Source organism: Micromonospora sp. NPDC002389 (assembly GCF_040296095.1).
Taxonomy (GTDB): domain Bacteria; phylum Actinomycetota; class Actinomycetes; order Mycobacteriales; family Micromonosporaceae; genus Micromonospora.
In genome coordinates, this window is record NZ_JBEOWP010000001.1 from 412,288 (window position 1) to 430,529 (window position 18,242).

16 protein-coding genes are annotated in these 18,242 nt (G+C 74.0%); 6 read left to right on the plus strand and 10 right to left on the minus strand.

Going from position 1 to position 18,242, the window contains the following annotated elements:
- Positions 1-7 precede the first annotated feature (7 nt).
- The 4 genes from ABT008_RS01855 to tsaB form a co-directional block, all read right to left on the minus strand.
- Positions 8-262 carry a hypothetical protein gene (locus ABT008_RS01855; RefSeq protein ID WP_131056998.1) on the minus strand — a complete coding sequence of 85 codons (255 nt, stop codon included), beginning with the start codon at positions 260-262 and terminating at the stop codon, positions 8-10.
- 14 nt (positions 263-276) lie between these two features.
- The gene (gene tsaD, locus ABT008_RS01860) at positions 277-1,323 is read right to left on the minus strand and encodes a tRNA (adenosine(37)-N6)-threonylcarbamoyltransferase complex transferase subunit TsaD (protein WP_350692794.1); all 1,047 of its coding nucleotides are present in this window, start codon (positions 1,321-1,323) and stop codon (positions 277-279) included.
- Between the two features lie 6 nt (positions 1,324-1,329).
- Positions 1,330-1,773, minus strand: coding sequence for a ribosomal protein S18-alanine N-acetyltransferase (gene rimI, locus ABT008_RS01865; protein WP_350693173.1), 444 nt, complete (start codon positions 1,771-1,773; stop codon positions 1,330-1,332).
- Positions 1,774-1,856: 83 nt separating this feature from the next.
- Positions 1,857-2,534, minus strand: a complete 678-nt coding sequence (tsaB, locus tag ABT008_RS01870) for a tRNA (adenosine(37)-N6)-threonylcarbamoyltransferase complex dimerization subunit type 1 TsaB (RefSeq protein WP_350692795.1) — start codon at positions 2,532-2,534, stop codon at positions 1,857-1,859.
- A 179-nt stretch (positions 2,535-2,713) separates the two neighbouring features.
- Here tsaB and ABT008_RS01875 point away from each other — a divergent pair, with 179 nt between their 5' ends.
- The 3 genes from ABT008_RS01875 to ABT008_RS01885 all read left to right on the plus strand — a co-directional run bounded on the left by ABT008_RS01875 (position 2,714) and on the right by ABT008_RS01885 (position 7,737).
- A complete protein-coding gene (locus tag ABT008_RS01875) occupies positions 2,714-3,247 on the plus strand; it encodes a SigE family RNA polymerase sigma factor (protein WP_350692797.1) in 534 nt (177 codons plus the stop codon).
- On the plus strand, positions 3,231-4,385 hold the full coding sequence (locus tag ABT008_RS01880; protein WP_350692799.1) for a hypothetical protein: 1,155 nt from the start codon (positions 3,231-3,233) through the stop codon (positions 4,383-4,385). The genes ABT008_RS01875 and ABT008_RS01880 overlap by 17 nt, the downstream gene beginning before the upstream one ends.
- Positions 4,386-4,500: 115 nt before the next feature.
- Positions 4,501-7,737, plus strand: a complete 3,237-nt coding sequence (locus tag ABT008_RS01885; protein WP_350692800.1) for a S8 family peptidase — start codon at positions 4,501-4,503, stop codon at positions 7,735-7,737.
- Positions 7,738-7,812: 75 nt separating this feature from the next.
- On the opposite strand, the gene ung is transcribed toward ABT008_RS01885, so the two are convergent.
- From ung to ABT008_RS01910, 5 genes are all read right to left on the minus strand, one after another.
- Complete coding sequence (gene ung / locus ABT008_RS01890; protein ID WP_350692801.1) at positions 7,813-8,514, minus strand: uracil-DNA glycosylase; 702 nt, start codon at positions 8,512-8,514, stop codon at positions 7,813-7,815.
- A gap of 74 nt (positions 8,515-8,588) precedes the next feature.
- Positions 8,589-9,077 (minus strand): tRNA (adenosine(37)-N6)-threonylcarbamoyltransferase complex ATPase subunit type 1 TsaE, encoded by a 489-nt coding sequence (tsaE, locus tag ABT008_RS01895; RefSeq protein WP_502890318.1) that lies wholly within the window; start codon positions 9,075-9,077, stop codon positions 8,589-8,591.
- Positions 9,074-10,168 carry an alpha/beta fold hydrolase gene (locus tag ABT008_RS01900; RefSeq protein WP_350692803.1) on the minus strand — a complete coding sequence of 365 codons (1,095 nt, stop codon included), beginning with the start codon at positions 10,166-10,168 and terminating at the stop codon, positions 9,074-9,076. Before ABT008_RS01900 ends, tsaE begins: the two co-directional genes overlap by 4 nt.
- Positions 10,165-11,283 (minus strand): alanine racemase, encoded by a 1,119-nt coding sequence (alr, locus tag ABT008_RS01905; protein WP_350692805.1) that lies wholly within the window; start codon positions 11,281-11,283, stop codon positions 10,165-10,167. Before alr ends, ABT008_RS01900 begins: the two co-directional genes overlap by 4 nt.
- Before the next feature lie 84 nt (positions 11,284-11,367).
- Complete coding sequence (locus ABT008_RS01910) at positions 11,368-12,837, minus strand: NAD(P)H-hydrate dehydratase (protein ID WP_350692807.1); 1,470 nt, start codon at positions 12,835-12,837, stop codon at positions 11,368-11,370.
- Between the two features lie 191 nt (positions 12,838-13,028).
- On the opposite strand from ABT008_RS01910, the gene ABT008_RS01915 reads away from it, so the two are divergent.
- The gene (locus ABT008_RS01915) at positions 13,029-13,352 is read left to right on the plus strand and encodes a type VII secretion target (RefSeq protein ID WP_350692809.1); all 324 of its coding nucleotides are present in this window, start codon (positions 13,029-13,031) and stop codon (positions 13,350-13,352) included.
- Positions 13,349-14,962: an alpha/beta hydrolase gene (locus ABT008_RS01920; RefSeq protein ID WP_350692810.1), complete on the plus strand. Its 1,614-nt coding sequence runs from the start codon at positions 13,349-13,351 to the stop codon at positions 14,960-14,962. The genes ABT008_RS01915 and ABT008_RS01920 overlap by 4 nt, the downstream gene beginning before the upstream one ends.
- An 11-nt stretch (positions 14,963-14,973) precedes the next feature.
- On the opposite strand, the gene glmS is transcribed toward ABT008_RS01920, so the two are convergent.
- Entirely contained in the window at positions 14,974-16,887 is a 1,914-nt protein-coding gene (gene glmS, locus ABT008_RS01925) for a glutamine--fructose-6-phosphate transaminase (isomerizing) (RefSeq protein ID WP_350692812.1), read from the minus strand.
- A 156-nt stretch (positions 16,888-17,043) separates the two neighbouring features.
- Between glmS and ABT008_RS01930 the strand changes: the two genes are divergently transcribed.
- Positions 17,044-18,237: a pyridoxal phosphate-dependent aminotransferase gene (locus ABT008_RS01930; protein ID WP_350692814.1), complete on the plus strand. Its 1,194-nt coding sequence runs from the start codon at positions 17,044-17,046 to the stop codon at positions 18,235-18,237.
- The last annotated feature ends 5 nt before the right edge of the window (positions 18,238-18,242 follow it).

The window sequence follows — 18,242 nt, forward strand, 5'->3', positions numbered from 1 at the left end:
CTGCGGGTCAGCGGTCGACCTGGGTGAAGTCCCAGGAGTGCGGCGGCCGGGCGAGCAGCATCACCGGCGGCTCGGGCAGCGGCCGGGGACTGCTGCGCCACTTCGAGATCACCACCACCCGGTGGTCGGTGGAGGAGAACACCTCGCTGGACAGGTGCAGCGGGTCGTGCTCGAACTCGGGCAGGGCGCTGTCGCAGACCCAGGTGATCAACTCGGCGAGCGCGTACGGCTCCGCCCGCGCCTCCCACATGCGTACGATCACGTCGCCGTCCTCCCTCACACGCTGACCGTGGTCAGCGGCATCGCCGAATCCGCGGGCAGGTCGAGCCGGCTCGGCGCGACCCCCGAGGCGACCAGGTGCGAGCCGAGGGCCGCCACCATCGCGCCGTTGTCGGTGCACAGCCCCGGCCGGGGTACGCGTACCCGGATGCCCGCTCGCGCGGCCCGCTGCTCGGCCAACGCCCGCAGCCGCGAGTTGGCCGCCACTCCCCCGCCGATCACCAGGGTCTCCACGCCACTGCTGCGGCAGGCGTCCAGCGCCTTGCTGACCAGCACGTCGCAGACCGCCTCCTGGAAGGACGCGGCGACGTCGGCCACCGGCACCGGAACGCCTGCCCGCTGCCGCGCCTCCACCCACCGGGCCACCGCGGTCTTCAAGCCGGAGAACGAGAAGTCGTACCGGTGCGCGGCCAGGTCCTTGGCGGCGGTCAGGCCACGCGGGAACGCGATCGACGCGGGGTCACCGGCCCGCGCCTCCCGGTCGATGTACGGGCCGCCGGGAAACGGCAGGCCGAGCAGCCGGGCGACCTTGTCGAAGGCTTCCCCGGCCGCGTCGTCGATGGTGGCGCCCAGCGGGGTGACGCCGTGGGCCAGGTCGTCGACGAGCAGCAGCGACGAGTGCCCCCCGGAGACCAGTAGCGCGATCGCCGGCTCGGGCAGCGGCCCGTGTTCCAGCGTGTCCACCGCCACGTGGGCGGCCAGGTGGTTGACCCCGTAGACGGGCTTCTCGGCGGCGACCGCGTACCCCTTGGCCGCGGCCACGCCCACCAGCAGCGCACCGGCCAGCCCCGGACCGGCGGTGACCGCGATCGCGTCGACGTCGGCGAGGGTCACCCCGGCCTCGGTCAGCGCCCGCTGCATGGTCGGCACGATCGCCTCCAGGTGCGCCCGGCTGGCCACCTCGGGCACCACCCCACCGAACCGGGCGTGCTGGTCCACGCTGGACGCGAGCGCGTCGGCGAGCAGGGTGTGCCCGCGCACGATGCCGACACCGGTCTCGTCGCACGAGGTCTCGATGCCGAGGATCAGTGGTTCGTCAGCCATGGGTTCTCAGTCCTGGTTGCGCTGCATCACCAGCGCGTCGGTGTTGCTCGGTTGGTAGTAGCCGCGCCGCACGCCGATCGGTTCGAAGCCGTACGACGCGTAGAGGTGCTGGGCCGGCGCGTTGTCCGCCGCCACCTCCAGCAGCACGCTGCGTACGCGCCGCCGGGCGGCCTCGGCGAGCAGGGCCTCCAGCAGCACCCGCCCCACGCCCCGGCGCTGCGCGTCCCGCCGTACCGCGATGTTCTGCACCCACGCCTCGTCGGGCGGCGCGACGGCCAGCCCGGCGTAGCCGAGCACCGCGCCATCGTCGTCGGTCGCGACCAGATAGAAGTGCCCGTGGGACAGCTCGTTCCAGAACATCGCCGCGGACCACTGCTCGGCGCCGAAGAGGTCCACCTCGATCGGCAGCACCTCGTCGATGTGCCACCACCGGAACCGGCCGAGCCGCACCGGGCCGAGCCGGACCGGATCGGGCCGCACCAGATCGGGCCGGACCGGATCGGGCCGCACCGGATCGGTGCGCTGCGGCTCGGTCATGGCAGGACCGGTTTGCGGGCGGTGGCCGCCACGGCGTCCGGACGTCGCAGGTAGAGCGGGGTCAACGTCTCGCCGGGTGCACCGGCCCGGATGCGCTCGGCGGCCAGGGTGGCCAGCGCCGACGCGTCCGGGTAGCGCGGTTCCGGTCGCAGCGGCAGCCCGAGCGTCTCCGCGTACCGGTGCGCGCCGTCGCCGACCGCCGCCGTGACGCCCAACTCCCGGGCCCGCTCGGCGGCGACCGCCGGCGCGCCGACCTCCGGCCCGACGAGCCGCTGCCCGGCACCGTCGTAGACCGCCCAGTAGATCTCCCGCCGCCGCGCGTCACCGGCGGCCAGCACCGGCTCGCCGCTCGCCGCCGGGTACCCGATCGCGTCCAGCGAGCAGACACCGTACGTCGGGATGTCGAGCACCTGGCCCATCGTGGCGGCGGTGACCAGCCCGACCCGCAGCCCGGTGAACGGCCCCGGACCGAGCCCGGCGACGACCGCGTCGAGGTCGGCCGGGCGGACGCCGACGTCGGTCAGCACCGCGTCGACCTGAGGCGCGAGCAGCTCGCCATGGGCGCGGGCGTCGACGGTGCACCGGTGTGCCCGGGTCGTCACCGCCGTCGCGGTGACCTCGACCAGGGCCGCCGTCACCGCCGGCGTCGAGCTGTCCACCACGAGTACGAGCACAATGAGCCAGCCTAGCCGCACCGCCGACCGCCCCGTGGCGCCCCGCCCGCCCTCGATGGAAGCGCCGCTCCGACGACCACCGCCGCTACCGAGAGTTGTCAGGCAAGTACTTCTGCTCGCCGAGCAACTTCTGCTCCCGCCACCGCCGTCCCACCTCCGGACAGAGGAGGAATGTCGATTTGAAGGCCGCAGACGAGCAAGCGTTCCGGGAGTTCGTGACGTCCGAGATGGCGTCACTGCGCAAGCTGGCCTATGTGACCTGCGGGGACTGGCACGCGGCGGATGACGCGGTGGCCAACACACTGATCAAGCTGTACCCGCGCTGGCGCAAGGTGGAGCGCCCGGACCTGTACGCCAAGACCATGGTGTACCGGGCCGCCGTCGACGAGACGCGCAGGCCCTGGCGTCAGGGGCGGGAGCGGTCGGCCGGCTACGGCATTCCGGACGTTGCGGTGGACGACCCGAACGGCGCCACCGACGAGCGGCTACGGCTGCGGGCGGCGCTGAACGCCGTACCCACCGGCCAACGGGCCGCCGTGGTGCTGCGCCACTACCTCGGACTCAGCCTGGAGGAGACGGCCCAGGTCCTGGGCTGCACCGTCGGCACGGCGAAGAGCCAGACGTCGCGCGGTCTCGCCAAGCTCCGCGAACTACTCGGAGCCGACCGGCTCAACAACATCGAGGACAAGGAATGGAATGTCGCAATTGCATGAGATCGTGGCGGCGGTGACCGTGGACGAGCCGCCCATGTCGCGTTCCGTCGACCAGATCGTCGCGGCCGGCCGCAAGGCCGAACGTCGCCGTCGGGCGGGATTCGCCTCCGCAGGTGCCGCCGGCCTGGTCGTGGCCGTGGTCGCCGGCACCTTCGCGCTGACGTCGGGCGCTCCGGAGCAGCCGACCACGATCGTCGCCGGGGCCGCGCCGGGCGCCGAGGCCACCTGGTCGGACGCGCCGCCGTTCAGCTTCACGTTCCGCGCGTTCGACGCCGGTCCGCTGCGTGTGCAGGACCCCGTGGTGGTCTCCACCGCCTATCAGATCGCCTCGGTCTACATGGACGGCAGAGTCACCCACGACCGGCCGGTCGTGGACTCCGAGACGCCCGTCCGGCGGAACGGGAAGCGGCCCCCGGCTGCGGGCACCGACTCGGCCCGGCCGTTCTCCGGCTACCTGACGCTCTACCGGCCGGGCGCGTTCGACCCGGCGGGGATCGTCGGCGGCACCGCGTCGACGATCGCCGGCCGCCAGGCCGTCGAGTCCACCGTCGAGCCGGCCGGCCGACAGTTGGCCTGGGAGTACGCCGACGACGCATGGGCGGTGGTGACCGCGTACACCAGCACCCCCGAACCTTCCATCGCGGACCTGTCGGCGCTGGTCACCGCCCTGGAGCCGAGCCCGGCGACGCCGGCCACTCTGCCGTTCCGGGTCGGCTACCTGCCCGCCGGCCACGCCCCAGTGGAGGCCGGCACGCACGCCCTGCCCGGTCTGATCGGCATCTCGCAGGCCCGCGCGGGCAACTACGGCGGCGTGACCTACGCCGACCCCAGCCCGGCGACCACCGGCCTGACCGCGCCGTACGGCGACAACGAGGCCGGCACCATCCCGAGCAGTGTCAGCATCTACGTCATGCCCGCCTCCGCCTCCAACCAGCGCGCGAAGGCCGGCAAGACGAAGTGCTACCAGGTGTCGGGTGACCCGTTCTGCAACCGCTGGACCGCCGACGGCGCGGTGCAGGTGCAGGTCCTCGGCACCGGCGGGCTCTCCGTCGCCGAACTGACCCGCATCGTGGAGTCGGTCGAACTGACCGACGTCACCGACGAGAACACCTGGGTCCCGGTGCCCCAGGCGCGGTAGCCCCTGGCCCACACCGGCGACCCCGCACGTCCGGCGCCGTGTCCCCGCCCCCGGGGGCGCGGCGCCGTCGCACTTCTCCCGCCGTCGTTCGTCCACAATGGAGGACAAGAGGTACATGCGTCCCAGAAGATTCCTACCGGCCGCCGTGGCCCTGCTGCTCGCAGCCGGTCTCGTCCCCGCGTCCCCGGCCGGTGCGGCTGACGCGGCCGGGTCGGCGCCGCTGCCCGGCGGTGACGGCCGGACCGCGACGCTGATCACCGGCGACCGGGTCACCGTGACCGCCGACGGCGGCGTCAGCGTCGTCCCCGGCCCCGGCCGGTCGGAGATCCCGATGCTGACCAGCACGATCGCCGGCCGGGTACGGGTGGTGCCGGCAGACGCGCTGCCGCTGTTGCGGGCGGCCCGGCTCGACCCACGGCTGTTCGACGTGACCGGGCTGCTCGCCGACGGGTACGACGACGACCGACGCGCCGACCTGCCGATCATCGCCTCCACCGACAGTGGCGTCGACGGCACGATCGTGCACCGCATGACCAGCTTCCAGGCCACCGCCATGCACACCCGCAAACAGGGCCTCGACCGGCTCTGGTCGGGGCTGACCCGCAAGGGCGCGAAGGGCAAGGTCTGGCTGGACGCCGTCGGGCGTTTCCACGGTGCCGAGGGCATCCAGCAGATCGGCGCGCCGAGCGCCTGGCAGGCCGGCCTGACCGGCAAGGGCGTCACCGTCGCGGTGATCGACAGCGGTGTCGACGCCACCCACCCCGACCTGGTCGGCCGGGTGGTCGACCAGGTCGACTTCTCGCCGGTCTCCGACGGCGGCGTACCCACCAGGGGCGACGTCCGCGACCTGATGGGACACGGCACGGCCGTCGCCGCCGTCGCCGCCGGCAGCGGGGCCGCCTCGGCCGGCCGGTACCGGGGCGTCGCTCCGGAGGCGACGATCATCGACGCCAAGACCGGGGACTGGGACTCGACCGAGTCGGCGGTGATCGCCGCGATGGAGTGGGCGGCCGGCCCGAAGCGCGCCGCAGTCGTCAACATGAGTCTCGGCTTCCCCGACACCCCCGGCGAGGACCCCCTGGAGATCGCCCTGCGCCGCCTGAGCGAGCAGCACGGCACGCTGTTCGTGGTCGCGTCGGGCAACAGCGGCGACAACGGCAACAACCCGAACGCCGCACACGACTACGACGTCGGGTCACCGGCCACCGCCGATGCCGCGCTGGCCGTCGGCGCGGTCGACCACGACGACCGGCTGACCTCCTTCTCCAGCCGTGGCCCGCGTCTCGGCGACGACGCCGTCAAGCCCGACCTCACGGCACCCGGCGACGACATCACCGCCGCCCGCAGCACCGACGCGTACGGCACCGGCCCCTACACCGACGGCCTGTGGGGCACCTCCTTCGCGGCCCCGCACGCGGCCGGCAGCGCCGTCCTGCTGAAGCAGAAACACCCGGGTTGGACCGGGGACATGATCAAGGCCGCGCTGATGGGTACCGCCCGACCGGCACCGGGTGTCGGCGTGTTCGCCCAGGGGGCCGGTCGGGTCGACGTGGCCGGGGCGCTCGCCGGCCGGGTGCTCGCCGACCCGCCGAGCCTGAGCCTCGGCACGCACACGTACCCGCACGCCGACAACGCGCCGATCAGCCGGACGGTCACCTACCGCAACACCGGCACCGCGCCGCAGACCCTGACCCTGGCCGTGGACGGGCCGCGGATGACGCCCGTCTCCGGACTTTTCCAGGTCAGCCCGTCGACGCTGACCGTGCCGGCCGGTGGCAGCGCGCAGGCCACCGTCACGGCCGCCGCCTCCACGACGGCACCGGCCGGGCCGTACTCCGGGCGGCTGACCGCCAGCACCGGCGACGGCAAGCGGCTGACCACGCCGGTCGGGTTGGTCCGGGAGGCCGCCACCCACTCGCTGACGCTGCGGCATCTCGGCGTGGACGGTCAGGCGAGCAGGGACTTCTACACCACCGTCGTGGGCCTGGACACCCCGTACGTCTACGACTCGCTCGCCCACTACAACGATGAGCAGGGCAGCGAGATCACTATCCGGGTGCCCGAGGGGCGCTACGCGGTCGTGTCGCAGATGTTCTCCGGCCCTCCGGAGCTGACCTATCTGGCGCACGCGAACCTCGCCGTACGCGCCGACGCCGACCTCACGCTCGACGAACGGGCCGGGCGGCCGGTCCAGGTCAGCGTGCCGGCAGCCGACGCGGTCCGCGCGGACAGCACCGTCCAGGTGGGCGTCCGCAACGGCGACTCCTGGGTGACCGTCGGCGGCAGCAGCAACGCGTCGACCCGGATGCGGACGGCCCAGATCGGCGGGACCGGCAGCGCCGACACCTTCGTCTCGATGATCGGCGCGGCCTTCGCCGACGGATCGGATCCCAGCCGGTACGCGTACCAACTCGCCTGGCACCGGCCCGGCGCGCTGCCCACCGGCTTCACCAGGTCCGTCACGGCCGGAGAACTCGCCGTGGACCGGACCTCGGCCCGCGCCCAGGCCCCGGAGGGTCCGACCGCGATGCAGTCCGCGGCGATCGTGCCGGGCTATCCGCTGACCCCCGCGTACGCCTCCACGCCGCTGGCGCAGACCCGCTACTTCAACACCGACGGCGGCATCAGGTGGGCCTCGCGGGTGTTCCAGTACTCGGACGAGGCCGTCGACTACTACACCGTCACCACGAGCGGACCGCCGATCCACTACCGGGCCGGGCGGACCTACACCTCCACCTGGAACGCCCCGATCGTCGCGCCCTGCCCGACCGCCGGTGGCGGGTGGTCCGGCGACCAACTGGTCGTGCGGGTCGCCCCCTACTGCGACAGCGCCGGCCACCCCGGCCACGTCGAGCAGGAAGCCCTCTCCGGTACGACCACCCTCTACCGCAACGGCACCGAGGTGGCCACCTCGGACCTGCCCGGTCACGCCCGGTTCACCATCCGGCCCGTACCGGGCAACTACCGGCTCCACGTGGAGTCCACCCGGGCGGCCTCGTTCGGCCTGTCCACCCGGGTCACCGCCGACTGGACGTTCACCCGGCCGGTGACCGCGTCGCGCCTGATGGCGGTCCGCATGGCACCGACCCTGGACGCCACCGGCACGGCACCCGCCGGCCGGTCCTTCACCATCCCGATCAGCAGCGCCGACGCCAACTCGGTCGGACTGCGGATCTCCTACGACGACGGCGTCACCTGGAAGTCGGCCACGGTCGTCCGCACCGGCGCCGGCACCTTCCTCGGCACGGTCCGGCACCCGGCCACCCCCGGGTACGTGTCCGTGCAGGTCACCGCCAGGGGTAGCGCCGCCACCCTGACCGAGACGGTCGTTCGCGCGTACCGGATCGGCTGACACCGAGGTGCCCCTGCACGTCGCCCTCCGGTGACGTGCAGGGGCACCGTCGCGTCCATCGGGAACGCGGGCGGCTCAGCCGGCGCTGCGCTCCCAGTCGACGGTGGGCAGGCCGGCGTCGGCGAGCGCCTTGTTGGCCGCGCTGAACGGACGACTGCCGAGGAAGCCACGCGGGTTCATCGGGCTGGGGTGCCCCGCCTCCAGCACCACGTGCTGCGGGTTGGTCACCAGCGCCGCCTTCTTGCGTGCGTAACCGCCCCAGAGCAGGAACACCACCCGCGACTGCTGGGCGTCCAGCGCCCGGATGGTGGCGTCGGTGAACTCCTCCCACCCCCGGTTGGCGTGCGAGCCGGGAGTTCCCTGCCGCACGGTCAGCACCGAGTTGAGCAGCAGCACCCCCTGTGCCGCCCAGCCGTCCAGGTTGCCGCTGCGCGGCTTGGGCACGCCCAGGTCCTCGCCCAACTCCTTGAAGACGTTGCGCAGCGACGGCGGCACCGAGACCCCCTCGCGCACGCTGAAGCTCAGCCCGTGCGCCTGGCCGACCCGGTGGTAGGGGTCCTGCCCGAGGATCAGCACCCGGCAGGCCGCCGGCGCGCAGAGCCGGTAGGCGGAGAAGAGGTCCTCCACCGGTGGGAAGACCGTCTGCGTCGCGTACTCCCCGGCGACGAAGTCGGCCAGCGCGGCCGTACGGGCCGGGTCGAGGTGCGGGGCGAGCACCTCGCGCCACTGCTCGGGAAGCAGGGCCGGCAGGTCGAGAGCGGGGGTGTCGTCGGGCATCGGCGGCCTTTCACCGGTCGGATCGTTTCCGGGCACTGTAGGCAGTGGGTACGACAGCGCTGGGCGCAGGGCGGTCAGCGCGGCACGGTCAGCGCGGCAAGTCGCGTCGCCCAGTCGCCGCCGACCGGCTCCAGCTCGACGACCCGGGTGTCGTCGTCGCGCCGGTCGAGGCGGACCCGCAGGTGCGCGTCGACCAACTGCTCGACCAGCCCCTCGCCCCACTCGACCACGGTGACCGAGTCCTCCACCGAGGCGTCCAGGTCCAGGTCGTCGATCTCGGCCCGAGGATCGCTCGCCGCCCCCAGCCGGTACGCGTCGGCGTGCACCAGGGCCACCCCGCGCCCGGTAGCCGGGTCCGGCCGGTGCACCCGGGCGATCACGAACGTCGGCGAGGTGATGTCGCCGAGCACGCCCAGCCCGGCACCGATCCCCTGGGTCAGTGCGGTCTTGCCGGCGCCCAGCGGGCCGGTCAGCAGCACCAGGTCACCGGCGCGCAGCACCTGCGCGAGGCGCCGCCCGAAGGCGTGCGTGTCCGCGACGGTCGGCAGCTCCACGCGGGTCACGGGCGGTCCCGCTCGCACGAGTCGAGGAACCGGCTGACCGCGATGTTGACCTCGTCGGCGTGCTCCAGCATCACCACGTGCCCACTGTCGTGGATCTTGACGAACTCGGCGTGCGGCAGCCGCCGGACGATCTCCTCGGAATGCGTCACCGGCGTGATCATGTCCTTGTCTCCGACGATCACCAACACCGGCGTGTCCTCCAACGCGGCCAGCGCCGGGAACCGCGAGTGCGTCGCCAGCGTACGCAGGTAGCGGGTCACCGTGTCGGCCGAGGTACGCGAGTTCATCTCCTCCACGTACGACACCAGGGAGGGGCTCGGCTTGCGGGTGCCGAAGCCGTACCTGCGGGTGAGCAGCCAGGCCACGTTGCTGGTGGACTTGCGGGCCCGGTCGATCACCGTCCCGCCGTACCGGGTGACGTAGCCGGCCGTGTAGAGCACCGGCGCGCCGACGCGCCCGAGCAGGGCGGGCGCGACCAGCTTCGTCTCCGCCAGCAGACCACCGGAGGTGGCCATCAGCACCGTGCCGACCACCCGGTCGTCGAACATCTCCGGGTACAGCTCGGCCAGCGACATGATGGTCATGCCGCCCATCGAGTGCCCGATCAGCACCAGGGGCCCGTCCGGTGCCACCTCGTCGATCACCCGGCGCAGCGTGTGGCCGAGCGCGACCAGGTCGTACTCGCCGCCCTCCAGCCGCCCCGAGCGGCCGTGCCCGGGCTGGTCGTACGCGACGATCCGGTGCTCGCCCCGCCCGGCCAGCATCTTGCGTTGGAAGTGGAAGGTGCCCATGTCCAGGCAGAAGCCGTGCACCAGCACGACCGTCGGGTTGCCCGCGACGGGGCGGATCGGCTCGACCACCTCCACGTGCACGTCGGTGCCGTCGGGCAGTTCCAGCCGGTACGCCGCGTCGTAGTGCTGCTCGCCGAAGACCTCGTCGACGTACGGGTCGGCGGGGTCGGCCTTGAGCCGGCGGACCAGGGCCCGTTCGGTGGCGACACCGGCGGCGAGCCCGGCGGCGGCCACGCCGAGCGCCGCGCCGACCAGCCCGGCGGCCCGGCCGACGGCGGAACGCGGTCGGGGCACCCTCACGCCGACCCACCGTCGTAGATCCGGGGCACCCGCGTGCTGCCGAACCGGGTGACGATCTCGTAGTTGATGGTGCCGGCCGCCTCGGCCCAGTCGTCGGCGGTGGGCGCGCCGTCCGTGCCGTCGCCGAAGAGGGTGACCACGTCGCCGGCGACCACCGGATCGTCGCCGCAGTCCAGCACGAACTGGTCCATGCAAACCCGGCCGGCGACGGTCCGCCGCTTCCCGCCGAGCTGCACCGGGCCGGTGCCGGAGGCGTGCCGGGGCACCCCGTCGGCGTAGCCCAGCGGCACCACGGCCAGCGTCGCGTCGCGCTCGGTGAGGTAGGTGTGCCCGTAGGAGACACCGGCACCGGCCGGTACCCGCTTGGTCAGCATCACCCGGGCCCGGGCGGTCATCGCCGGCCGCAGCCCGTACGTCTGCCCGGCCACCGGGGAGAGGCCGTACACGGCCAGCCCGGGACGGACCAGGTCGAAGTGGGTGTCGGGCCGGGTCAGCGTGGCCGCCGAGTTGGCCAGGTGCCGGTAGCGCGGGCGCAGTCCGGCCCGCTCGACCATGGCCAGCCCCTCGTGGAAGACCGCCAACTGCCGGTCCGTGGTGGGGTGGCCGGGCAGGTCCGCGTAGACGAAGTGGCTCCACACCCCGACCACCTCGACCAGCCCGTCGGCCTGGGCCTTGGCGGCGGCGTCGAGCAGTGCCGGCCAGTCGGCGACGGTCGCGCCGCCCCGGGCCAACCCAGTGTCGATCTTGAGATGCAGCCGGGCCGGGCGTTCCGCACGCCGGCTCGCCTCGACCATCTCGTCGAGCTGCGCAAGGCTCGCCACCCCCAGGTCGACGCCGGCCGCGACGCCGGTGTGCAGCGGCAGCCCGGGCGCCAGCAGCCAGGCCAGCACCGGGGCGTCGATGCCCGCCGCGCGCAGGCCCAACGCCTCGTCCAGGGTGCAGACCCCGAGCCAGTCCGCGCCCGCCTCCAGGGCGGCACGGGCGGCCGGGACCATGCCGTGGCCGTAGCCGTCACCCTTCACCACCGCCATCAACTCGGCGCTGGTGCCGGTGCGCAACCGGTCCACGTTCTCCCGGATCGCGTCGAGGTCGACGCGTACCTCGGCCTGCCACATGCCTCCCACCCTACTTCCGCGCTGATCACCCGGGGTCGCCCCGGCCGAGTACGGGGTGTCGGGCGGGTCCCGCGACGACCGAAGTCAGGTGATCCGGGCCAGTACGGGCCGCAGCGCGCCGGCCACGTCCGCAGCGGCCACCGGACCGCCCCGCGCCGCCTCGCGACCCGCCAACCCGTGCAGGTACGCCGCCGAGGCGGCAGCACGCTCCGCCGGCAGGCCGGACGCGAGCAGCGAACCGAGCAGCCCGGCCAGGACGTCCCCGGTGCCGCCGGTGGCCAGGGCCGGAGTTCCGGTCGGATTGACGTACGCCCGGCCGTCCGGCGTGCCGATCACCGTGCGGTTCCCCTTGAGCAGCACCACCGCGTTCGTCCAGGCGGCCAGCCGTAGCGTCGCGGCGACCCGGTCCGCGCCGGGCTCCTCGCCGCAGAGCCGGGTGAACTCCCGGTCATGCGGGGTGATCACGATGGGCGCGTCACGGCGCCGGAGCTGGTCGGCGAGCCGACCGTCGACCAGCAGCGTCAGCGCGTCGGCGTCGAGCACCACCGGCACCGGCGCGGCGAGCACCGCCCGCAGCTCGGCGGCGGCCCGCTCGTCCGTACCAAGGCCCGAGCCACACACCCACGCCTGCACCCGGCCCGCGTCGACCACCCGGTCGGTGGCGATCACCGACGGGTAGCGGCGCACCACCTCCTCGCGGGCGCCTCCCGCGTAGCGGACCAGGCCGGTCGGGCCGGCGAGCGCGCCGCCGACCGACAGCACCCCCGCACCCGGGTACGTCGCCGACCCGGTGGCCACCCCCACCACGCCCCGGGTGTACTTCTCCGAGGCCGCGCCGAGCCGGGGCCACCAGTCGACGACGTCGGACTCCTCCACCACGTGCAGCGCCGGGCTGCCCCGCAGCCACGGTCCCAGCCCGATGTCGACCAGCTCCACCTGCCCGGCCAGCGCGGCGGCGGGGCCGACCGCCAGGGCCGGCTTCCACGCGCCGAAGACCACCGTCACGTCGGCCCGCACCGCCTTGGGCCGACCGGACGAGGTCAACGGCACCGCCCCGGTGTCCACCTCGACACCGCTGGGCACGTCCACCGCCACCACCGTCGCCCGGCCGCCGTCGCGCCCGTGCTGCCGCAGCAGGCTCGCCGCCAACTGCTCGGCGGTCTCCCGCAGCCCGCCACGCCCGCCGATGCCCACGATCCCGTCGAGCACCAGGTCGACCACGACCGGCGGGCGGTCCACCACCCGGCCACCGGCGGCCCGCAACGCGGCCAGCCCCGCCGCGTGTACGCGCTCCGGGTCGAGCAGCAACGCCGACACGGCCGCACCGCGCCGGGCCAGCCGGGCGCCCGCGTACAGGGCGTCGCCGCCGTTGTCGCCGGAGCCGACGAGCAGCAGCACCGGTGCCGCGTACACCCCGCCCCGGTCGGCGAGCAGCAACGCGCAGCGGCGGGCCAGCCCGGCGGCGGCGCGCTGCATCAGCGTGCCGGAAGGCAGCTCGGCCATCAGTGCCTTCTCGGCCGCGCGTACCTCCGCCACCCGCCAGACCGGCCGCATGTCACACCCCGTCTCCCGCGCCCCGCACGCGATCGATACCGACGATCACGCGCCACCCTACCGGCGGGCGGGCCGCAGGATAGCCCCTTGTCCACATACCCGGCGGCCCCTGTGGACGACGGTCGGGTACGCCTGCCGCCGTCGTCCACAGGGCACGCGTGCGACGCCCGGCCCCGCCTAGCGTCTGCCCCGTGCGGGAGCCGAGGGCGGGAGGGCCGATGGCGCAGGAGGAGTTGACCGTGCGGCCGGAGACGCTGCACCGGGTGGGGCGGGCGCTGGGCGACACCGCCTACCGGCTGGCCCACGGGCCGGCGGGCGTACCGGGATTGGCGGCACCGGACCGCCAGTGGGCGGCGGCGGGGGCGCTGGCCGCGCTGGAGAGGTCCGTGCACACCTGGTGCGGGCGGCTCGGCGCGCAGGTGGCCGAGACCGGGGACGCGGTACGCGCCGCCGCCGGGGCGTACGAGTCGGTGGACGGTCGGGCCGCCACCCGGCTCTCTGCGGTGACCCGGTGACCGGCTCGACGCCGACCCGGCCCACGGCCGTCGGTTACGTCCAGCTCTCCACGGCCGACCCGGGCGGCTGGCGGACCACCGGCACCGCCTGGTCGGGCCTGGCCGGGCTCGCCCGGCGACGCGCCGACGAACTCGCCGACGGTACGACGGCACTGCGCACCGGCTGGTCCGGTCGGGCCGCCGGGTCGGCCGGGACCCGGCTGGGCGGGCTGCGGACCGAGCTGACCGCGCTCGTCCCGGCCGCCGTCGAGGTCGACCAGGTGCTCGCCGGGTTCGCCGCCCGGCTCGCGGCGGCCCGGGCCCGGCTCTCCTCGGCCGTCGAGCTGGCCGCCGCCACCGGAGTGCTGATCGACCGGTCGGGTCGGGTGCGCCCCGACCCGACCCGGGTGCCGCCGGAGCGGGCCGCCGCCACGGTGGCCCCGGTCGCCACCGGCCTCCGGGGCGCGCTCGACCTGGCCGGGGCGGCCGACCGCGAGGCCGCCGGACGCCTCGGGCAGTTGTCGCGGGACGCCGCCGCCGGCTGGGTGGTCCCGCCACCACCGGGCCGACCCGCACCACACACCGACCCGGGCCGGGTGCGGCTCTGGTGGGCCGGGCTCAGCACGGCACAGCGCCGCTGGCTGGTGCTGCACGAGCCGGAGCTGGTCGGTCGGCTCGACGGGGTGCCGGCAGCCGACCGGGACCAGGCCAACCGGTCGTTGCTGGGCACGCGGCGGGAGGAGCTACGGGCACGCTGGGAACGGCTGCTCGCCCGGGTGCCGCGCGGGCCGGCGGAGGTGGCCGGGCTGCGGGCGGTGGACGCCGCGCTGACCGGGCTGGACGCGCTCGCCACCCGGCTCGACGCGACGGAGTCGCCCCGGGCGTACCTGCTCGGGTTGGACGTGGGCGGCGAGGGACGCACGGTGGTGGCGCTGGGCGACCCGGACCGCGCCGCCGGCGTGGTCACGTACGTGCCGGGGATGACCGCCGGGCTGGACGACGCCACCGGCGAGCTGGGCCGGGCGGCCCGGGTGCTGTCCCGCTGCGCCGAGCTGGCACCGGGCCAGGAGACCTCGGCGGTGCTCTGGCTGGACTACGACGCACCGGACTTCCTGCACGAGGCGGCCCGGGACGGGCAGGCCCGCGACGCGGGCGACGCGCTGCACCGGTTCCAGGAGGGACTGCGGGCCACCCACGACGAAACACCGGCCCGGCAGACGGTGCTCGGGCACAGCTACGGGTCGCTGGTGGTCGGCACCGCCGCCCGTGACCACGGGCTCGCTGCGGACGCGCTGGTCTTCGTCGGCTCGCCCGGCGTCGGCGTGGGGCACGCCTCCGAGCTGGGCGTACCGCCCGAGCAGGTGTGGGCCAGCACCGCGCCGGACGACGTGATCCGGCTGACCCGCCCACCGGACGAGCTGGCCCGGCAGTCGGTGCTCGGTGCCTCCCCGGTCGGCACGATCGTCGACTGGCTGGCCGGGCCGCGCGACGAACGCTGGTTCGGGCGCGACCCGGCCGAGCCGGGTTTCGGGGGCCGGACGTTCCCCAGTGGCCGGTACGGACACACCGGCTACTGGGACCCGGCCAACCCCGCCCTGGACGGCATGGCGCGAGTGGTGCTCGGCCGGTGAGCGTCCGCGTGCTACTCGACGGTGACCGACTTCGCCAGGTTGCGCGGCTGGTCGACGTCGTGTCCCCGAGCGGCGGCGATCTCGGCCGCGAGCACCTGCAACGGCACGGTGGTCACCAGCGGGGCGAGCAGCGTCGGGGTACGCGGCACGTAGATCAGATGGTCGGCGTAGCGGACGACCGCCTCGTCGCCCTCCTCGGCGATCACGATGGTGCGGGCGCCCCGGGCGCGTACCTCCTGGATGTTGGAGACGACCTTGTCGTGCAGCAGCCCCCGACCGACCGGCGACGGCACCACGCAGATCACCGGCGTGCCCTGGTCGATCAGCGCGATCGGGCCGTGCTTGAGTTCACCCGCCGCGAAGCCCTCGGCGTGCATGTACGCCAGCTCCTTGAGCTTGAGCGCACCCTCCAGCGCCACCGGATAGCCGACGTGGCGGCCGATGAACAGCACCGTCGGCGCGGACTTCAGCTCCCGGGCCAGCTCCCGGACCGGCTCGATCCGCCCGAGCAGTTCCCGCAGCTTGTCCGGCACCTGGTGCAGTTGGTCGAGCACGGCCGCCACCTCGTCGGCGAACTTGACCCCCCGCACCTGCGCCAGGTGCAGGCCGATCAGGTAGCAGGCGGCCAACTGGGTGAGGAACGCCTTGGTCGAGGCGACGGCGATCTCCGGCCCGCCGTGGGTGTAGAGCACCGCGTCGGACTCCCGGGGGATGGTGGAGCCGTTGGTGTTGCAGATGGCCAGCACCCGGGCCTTCTGCTCCTTGGCGTGCCGCAACGCCATCAGGGTGTCCATGGTCTCGCCGGACTGCGAGATCACCACGATCAGGGTGGACCGGTCCAGCACCGGGTCGCGGTAGCGGAACTCGCTGGCCAGCTCCACCTCGCAGGGGATCCGGGTCCAGTGCTCGATGGCGTACTTGGCGACCATGCCGGAGTGGTACGCGGTGCCGCAGGCGACGATGAAGATCTTGTCGACGTCGCGCAGGTCCTGGTCGCTGAGGCGGACCTCGTCGAGCATGATCTCGCCGGTCTCGGTCATCCGGCCCAGCAGCGTGTCGGCGACGGCCTGCGGCTGCTCCTCGATCTCCTTGAGCATGAACCAGTCGTAGCCACCCTTCTCCGCCGCCGAGGAGTCCCAGTCGATGTGGAAGTCCTTGCCGGTGGCCGGCTGACCGGCGAAGTCGGTGATCTCGATGGTGTCGGCGGTGATCAGGACGATCTGGTCCTGGCCCAGCTCGACCGCCTCGCGGGTGTGCTCGATGAACGCGGCCACGTCGCTGGCGAGGTAGTTTTCCCCGTTGCCGCGTCCCACCACCAGGGGCGAGTTGCGCCGCGCGCCGACGACGGCCCCGGGCACCCCGGAGTCCACCGCGAGCAGCGTGAAGGCACCCTCCAGCCGCTGGCAGACCACCCGCATGGCGGCGGCGAGCAACTGCGGCCCGTCCGGGTGGCCGGCGGCCCGCAGCTCGGCCAGCGCCTTGGCGAGCAGGTGCGCGGCACACTCGGTGTCGGTGTCGCTGGCGAACTGGACGCCGTCGTCCTCCAGCTCGGCGCGGAGCTTGGCGAAGTTCTCGATGATGCCGTTGTGGATCACCGCGACCCGGCCGTCGGGCGACAGGTGCGGGTGGGCGTTGCGGTCCGTGGGGCCGCCGTGGGTGGCCCACCGGGTGTGTCCGATGCCCGTGGTGCCGTCGCCGATGCCGATCGGGCTGGCTCCGCAGGCGTCCGGGTCCTCGGCGGCGCGCTCCGAGAGCACCTTCTCCAGGTTGGCCAGCTTGCCGGCCTTCTTCTCGGTCAGCAGTTGCCCGTCGCAGACCACGGCGACGCCCGCCGAGTCGTAGCCGCGGTACTCCAGCCGCCGCAGGCCGTCGAGCACGATACCGAGCGCCGGCCGACTGCCGGCGTACCCCACGATTCCACACATGGGTGGCAGCCTAACTAGATCCGCTCACGATGTCTGCGCGAAAGCGGGGTAAACAAACACTGAATTTGAGCGATTAGCGCAACACCGGTGATCGGCGTCACCGAGCACCCAGCCGGGCCGGGGCGGGACGACCGGGCCCACCCGTACCCTGACGGTGTGACGAGCACCGATGTCGACCCGCTGGTGAGCCGGATGCGCCCGTTCGGGACGACGGTTTTCGCCGAGATGTCCGCTCTGGCCGTGCGTACCGGTGCGGTGAACCTCGGGCAGGGTTTCCCGGACACCGACGGCCCGCCCGAGATGCTGGCCGCCGCCGCCGAGGCGCTGCGTTCCGGACGGAACCAGTACCCACCCGGCCCCGGCGTCCCGGAGTTGCGCGCGGCCGTAGCGGCACACCAACGTCGCTTCTGGGGTCTGGAGTACGACCCGGACGGCGAGGTGGTGATCACCGCCGGCGCCACCGAGGCGATCGCCGCGGCGATCCTCGGCCTCTGCGAGCCGGGCGACGAGGTGGTCTGCTTCGAGCCCTACTACGACTCGTACGCCGCCTCGGTCACCCTGGCCGGCGCGGTCCGGCGACCCGTCACGCTACGGCCCGCCGACGACGGCCGGTACGCCTTCGACCCGGCGGAGCTGCGGGCCGCGTTCGGGCCCCGGACCCGACTGGTGCTGCTGAACTCCCCGCACAACCCGACCGGCAAGGTCTTCACTCCGGCCGAGTTGTCGCTGATCGCCGAGCTGTGCCAGGAGCACGGCGCGTACGCGGTCACCGACGAGGTGTACGAGCACCTGGTCTTCACCGACGCGTCGACCGGGCACGTCCCGCTGGCCACGCTGCCCGGGATGCGCGAGCGCACGTTGCGCGTCTCGTCGGCCGGCAAGACCTTCTCCTGCACCGGCTGGAAGGTGGGCTGGGTCAGCGGTCCGGCAGCCCTCGTCTCGGCGGTGCTGCGGGTCAAGCAGTTCCTCACCTTCGTCAACGCCGCGCCGCTGCAACCGGCCGTCGCGGTGGCCCTCGCCCTGCCCGACGCCTATTTCACCGAGTTCCGGGCCGGCATGCAGGCCCGCCGCGACCAACTGATCAGCGGGCTCGGCGACGCCGGCTTCGACGTGCTCACGCCGGAGGGGACGTACTTCGTCACCACCGACATCACCGGGCTCGGCGGCACCGACGGCGTCGACTTCTGCCGTACGCTGCCGGACCGCTGCGGCGTGGTGGCCGTACCCACCCAGGTCTTCTACGACGACCCGGAGGCCGGCCGGCGGTTGGTGCGGTTCGCGTTCTGCAAGCGCCCCGAGGTGCTGACCGAGGCGGTGGCCCGCCTACGCCGGGCAGGCGCGCACGCCTGACCCGG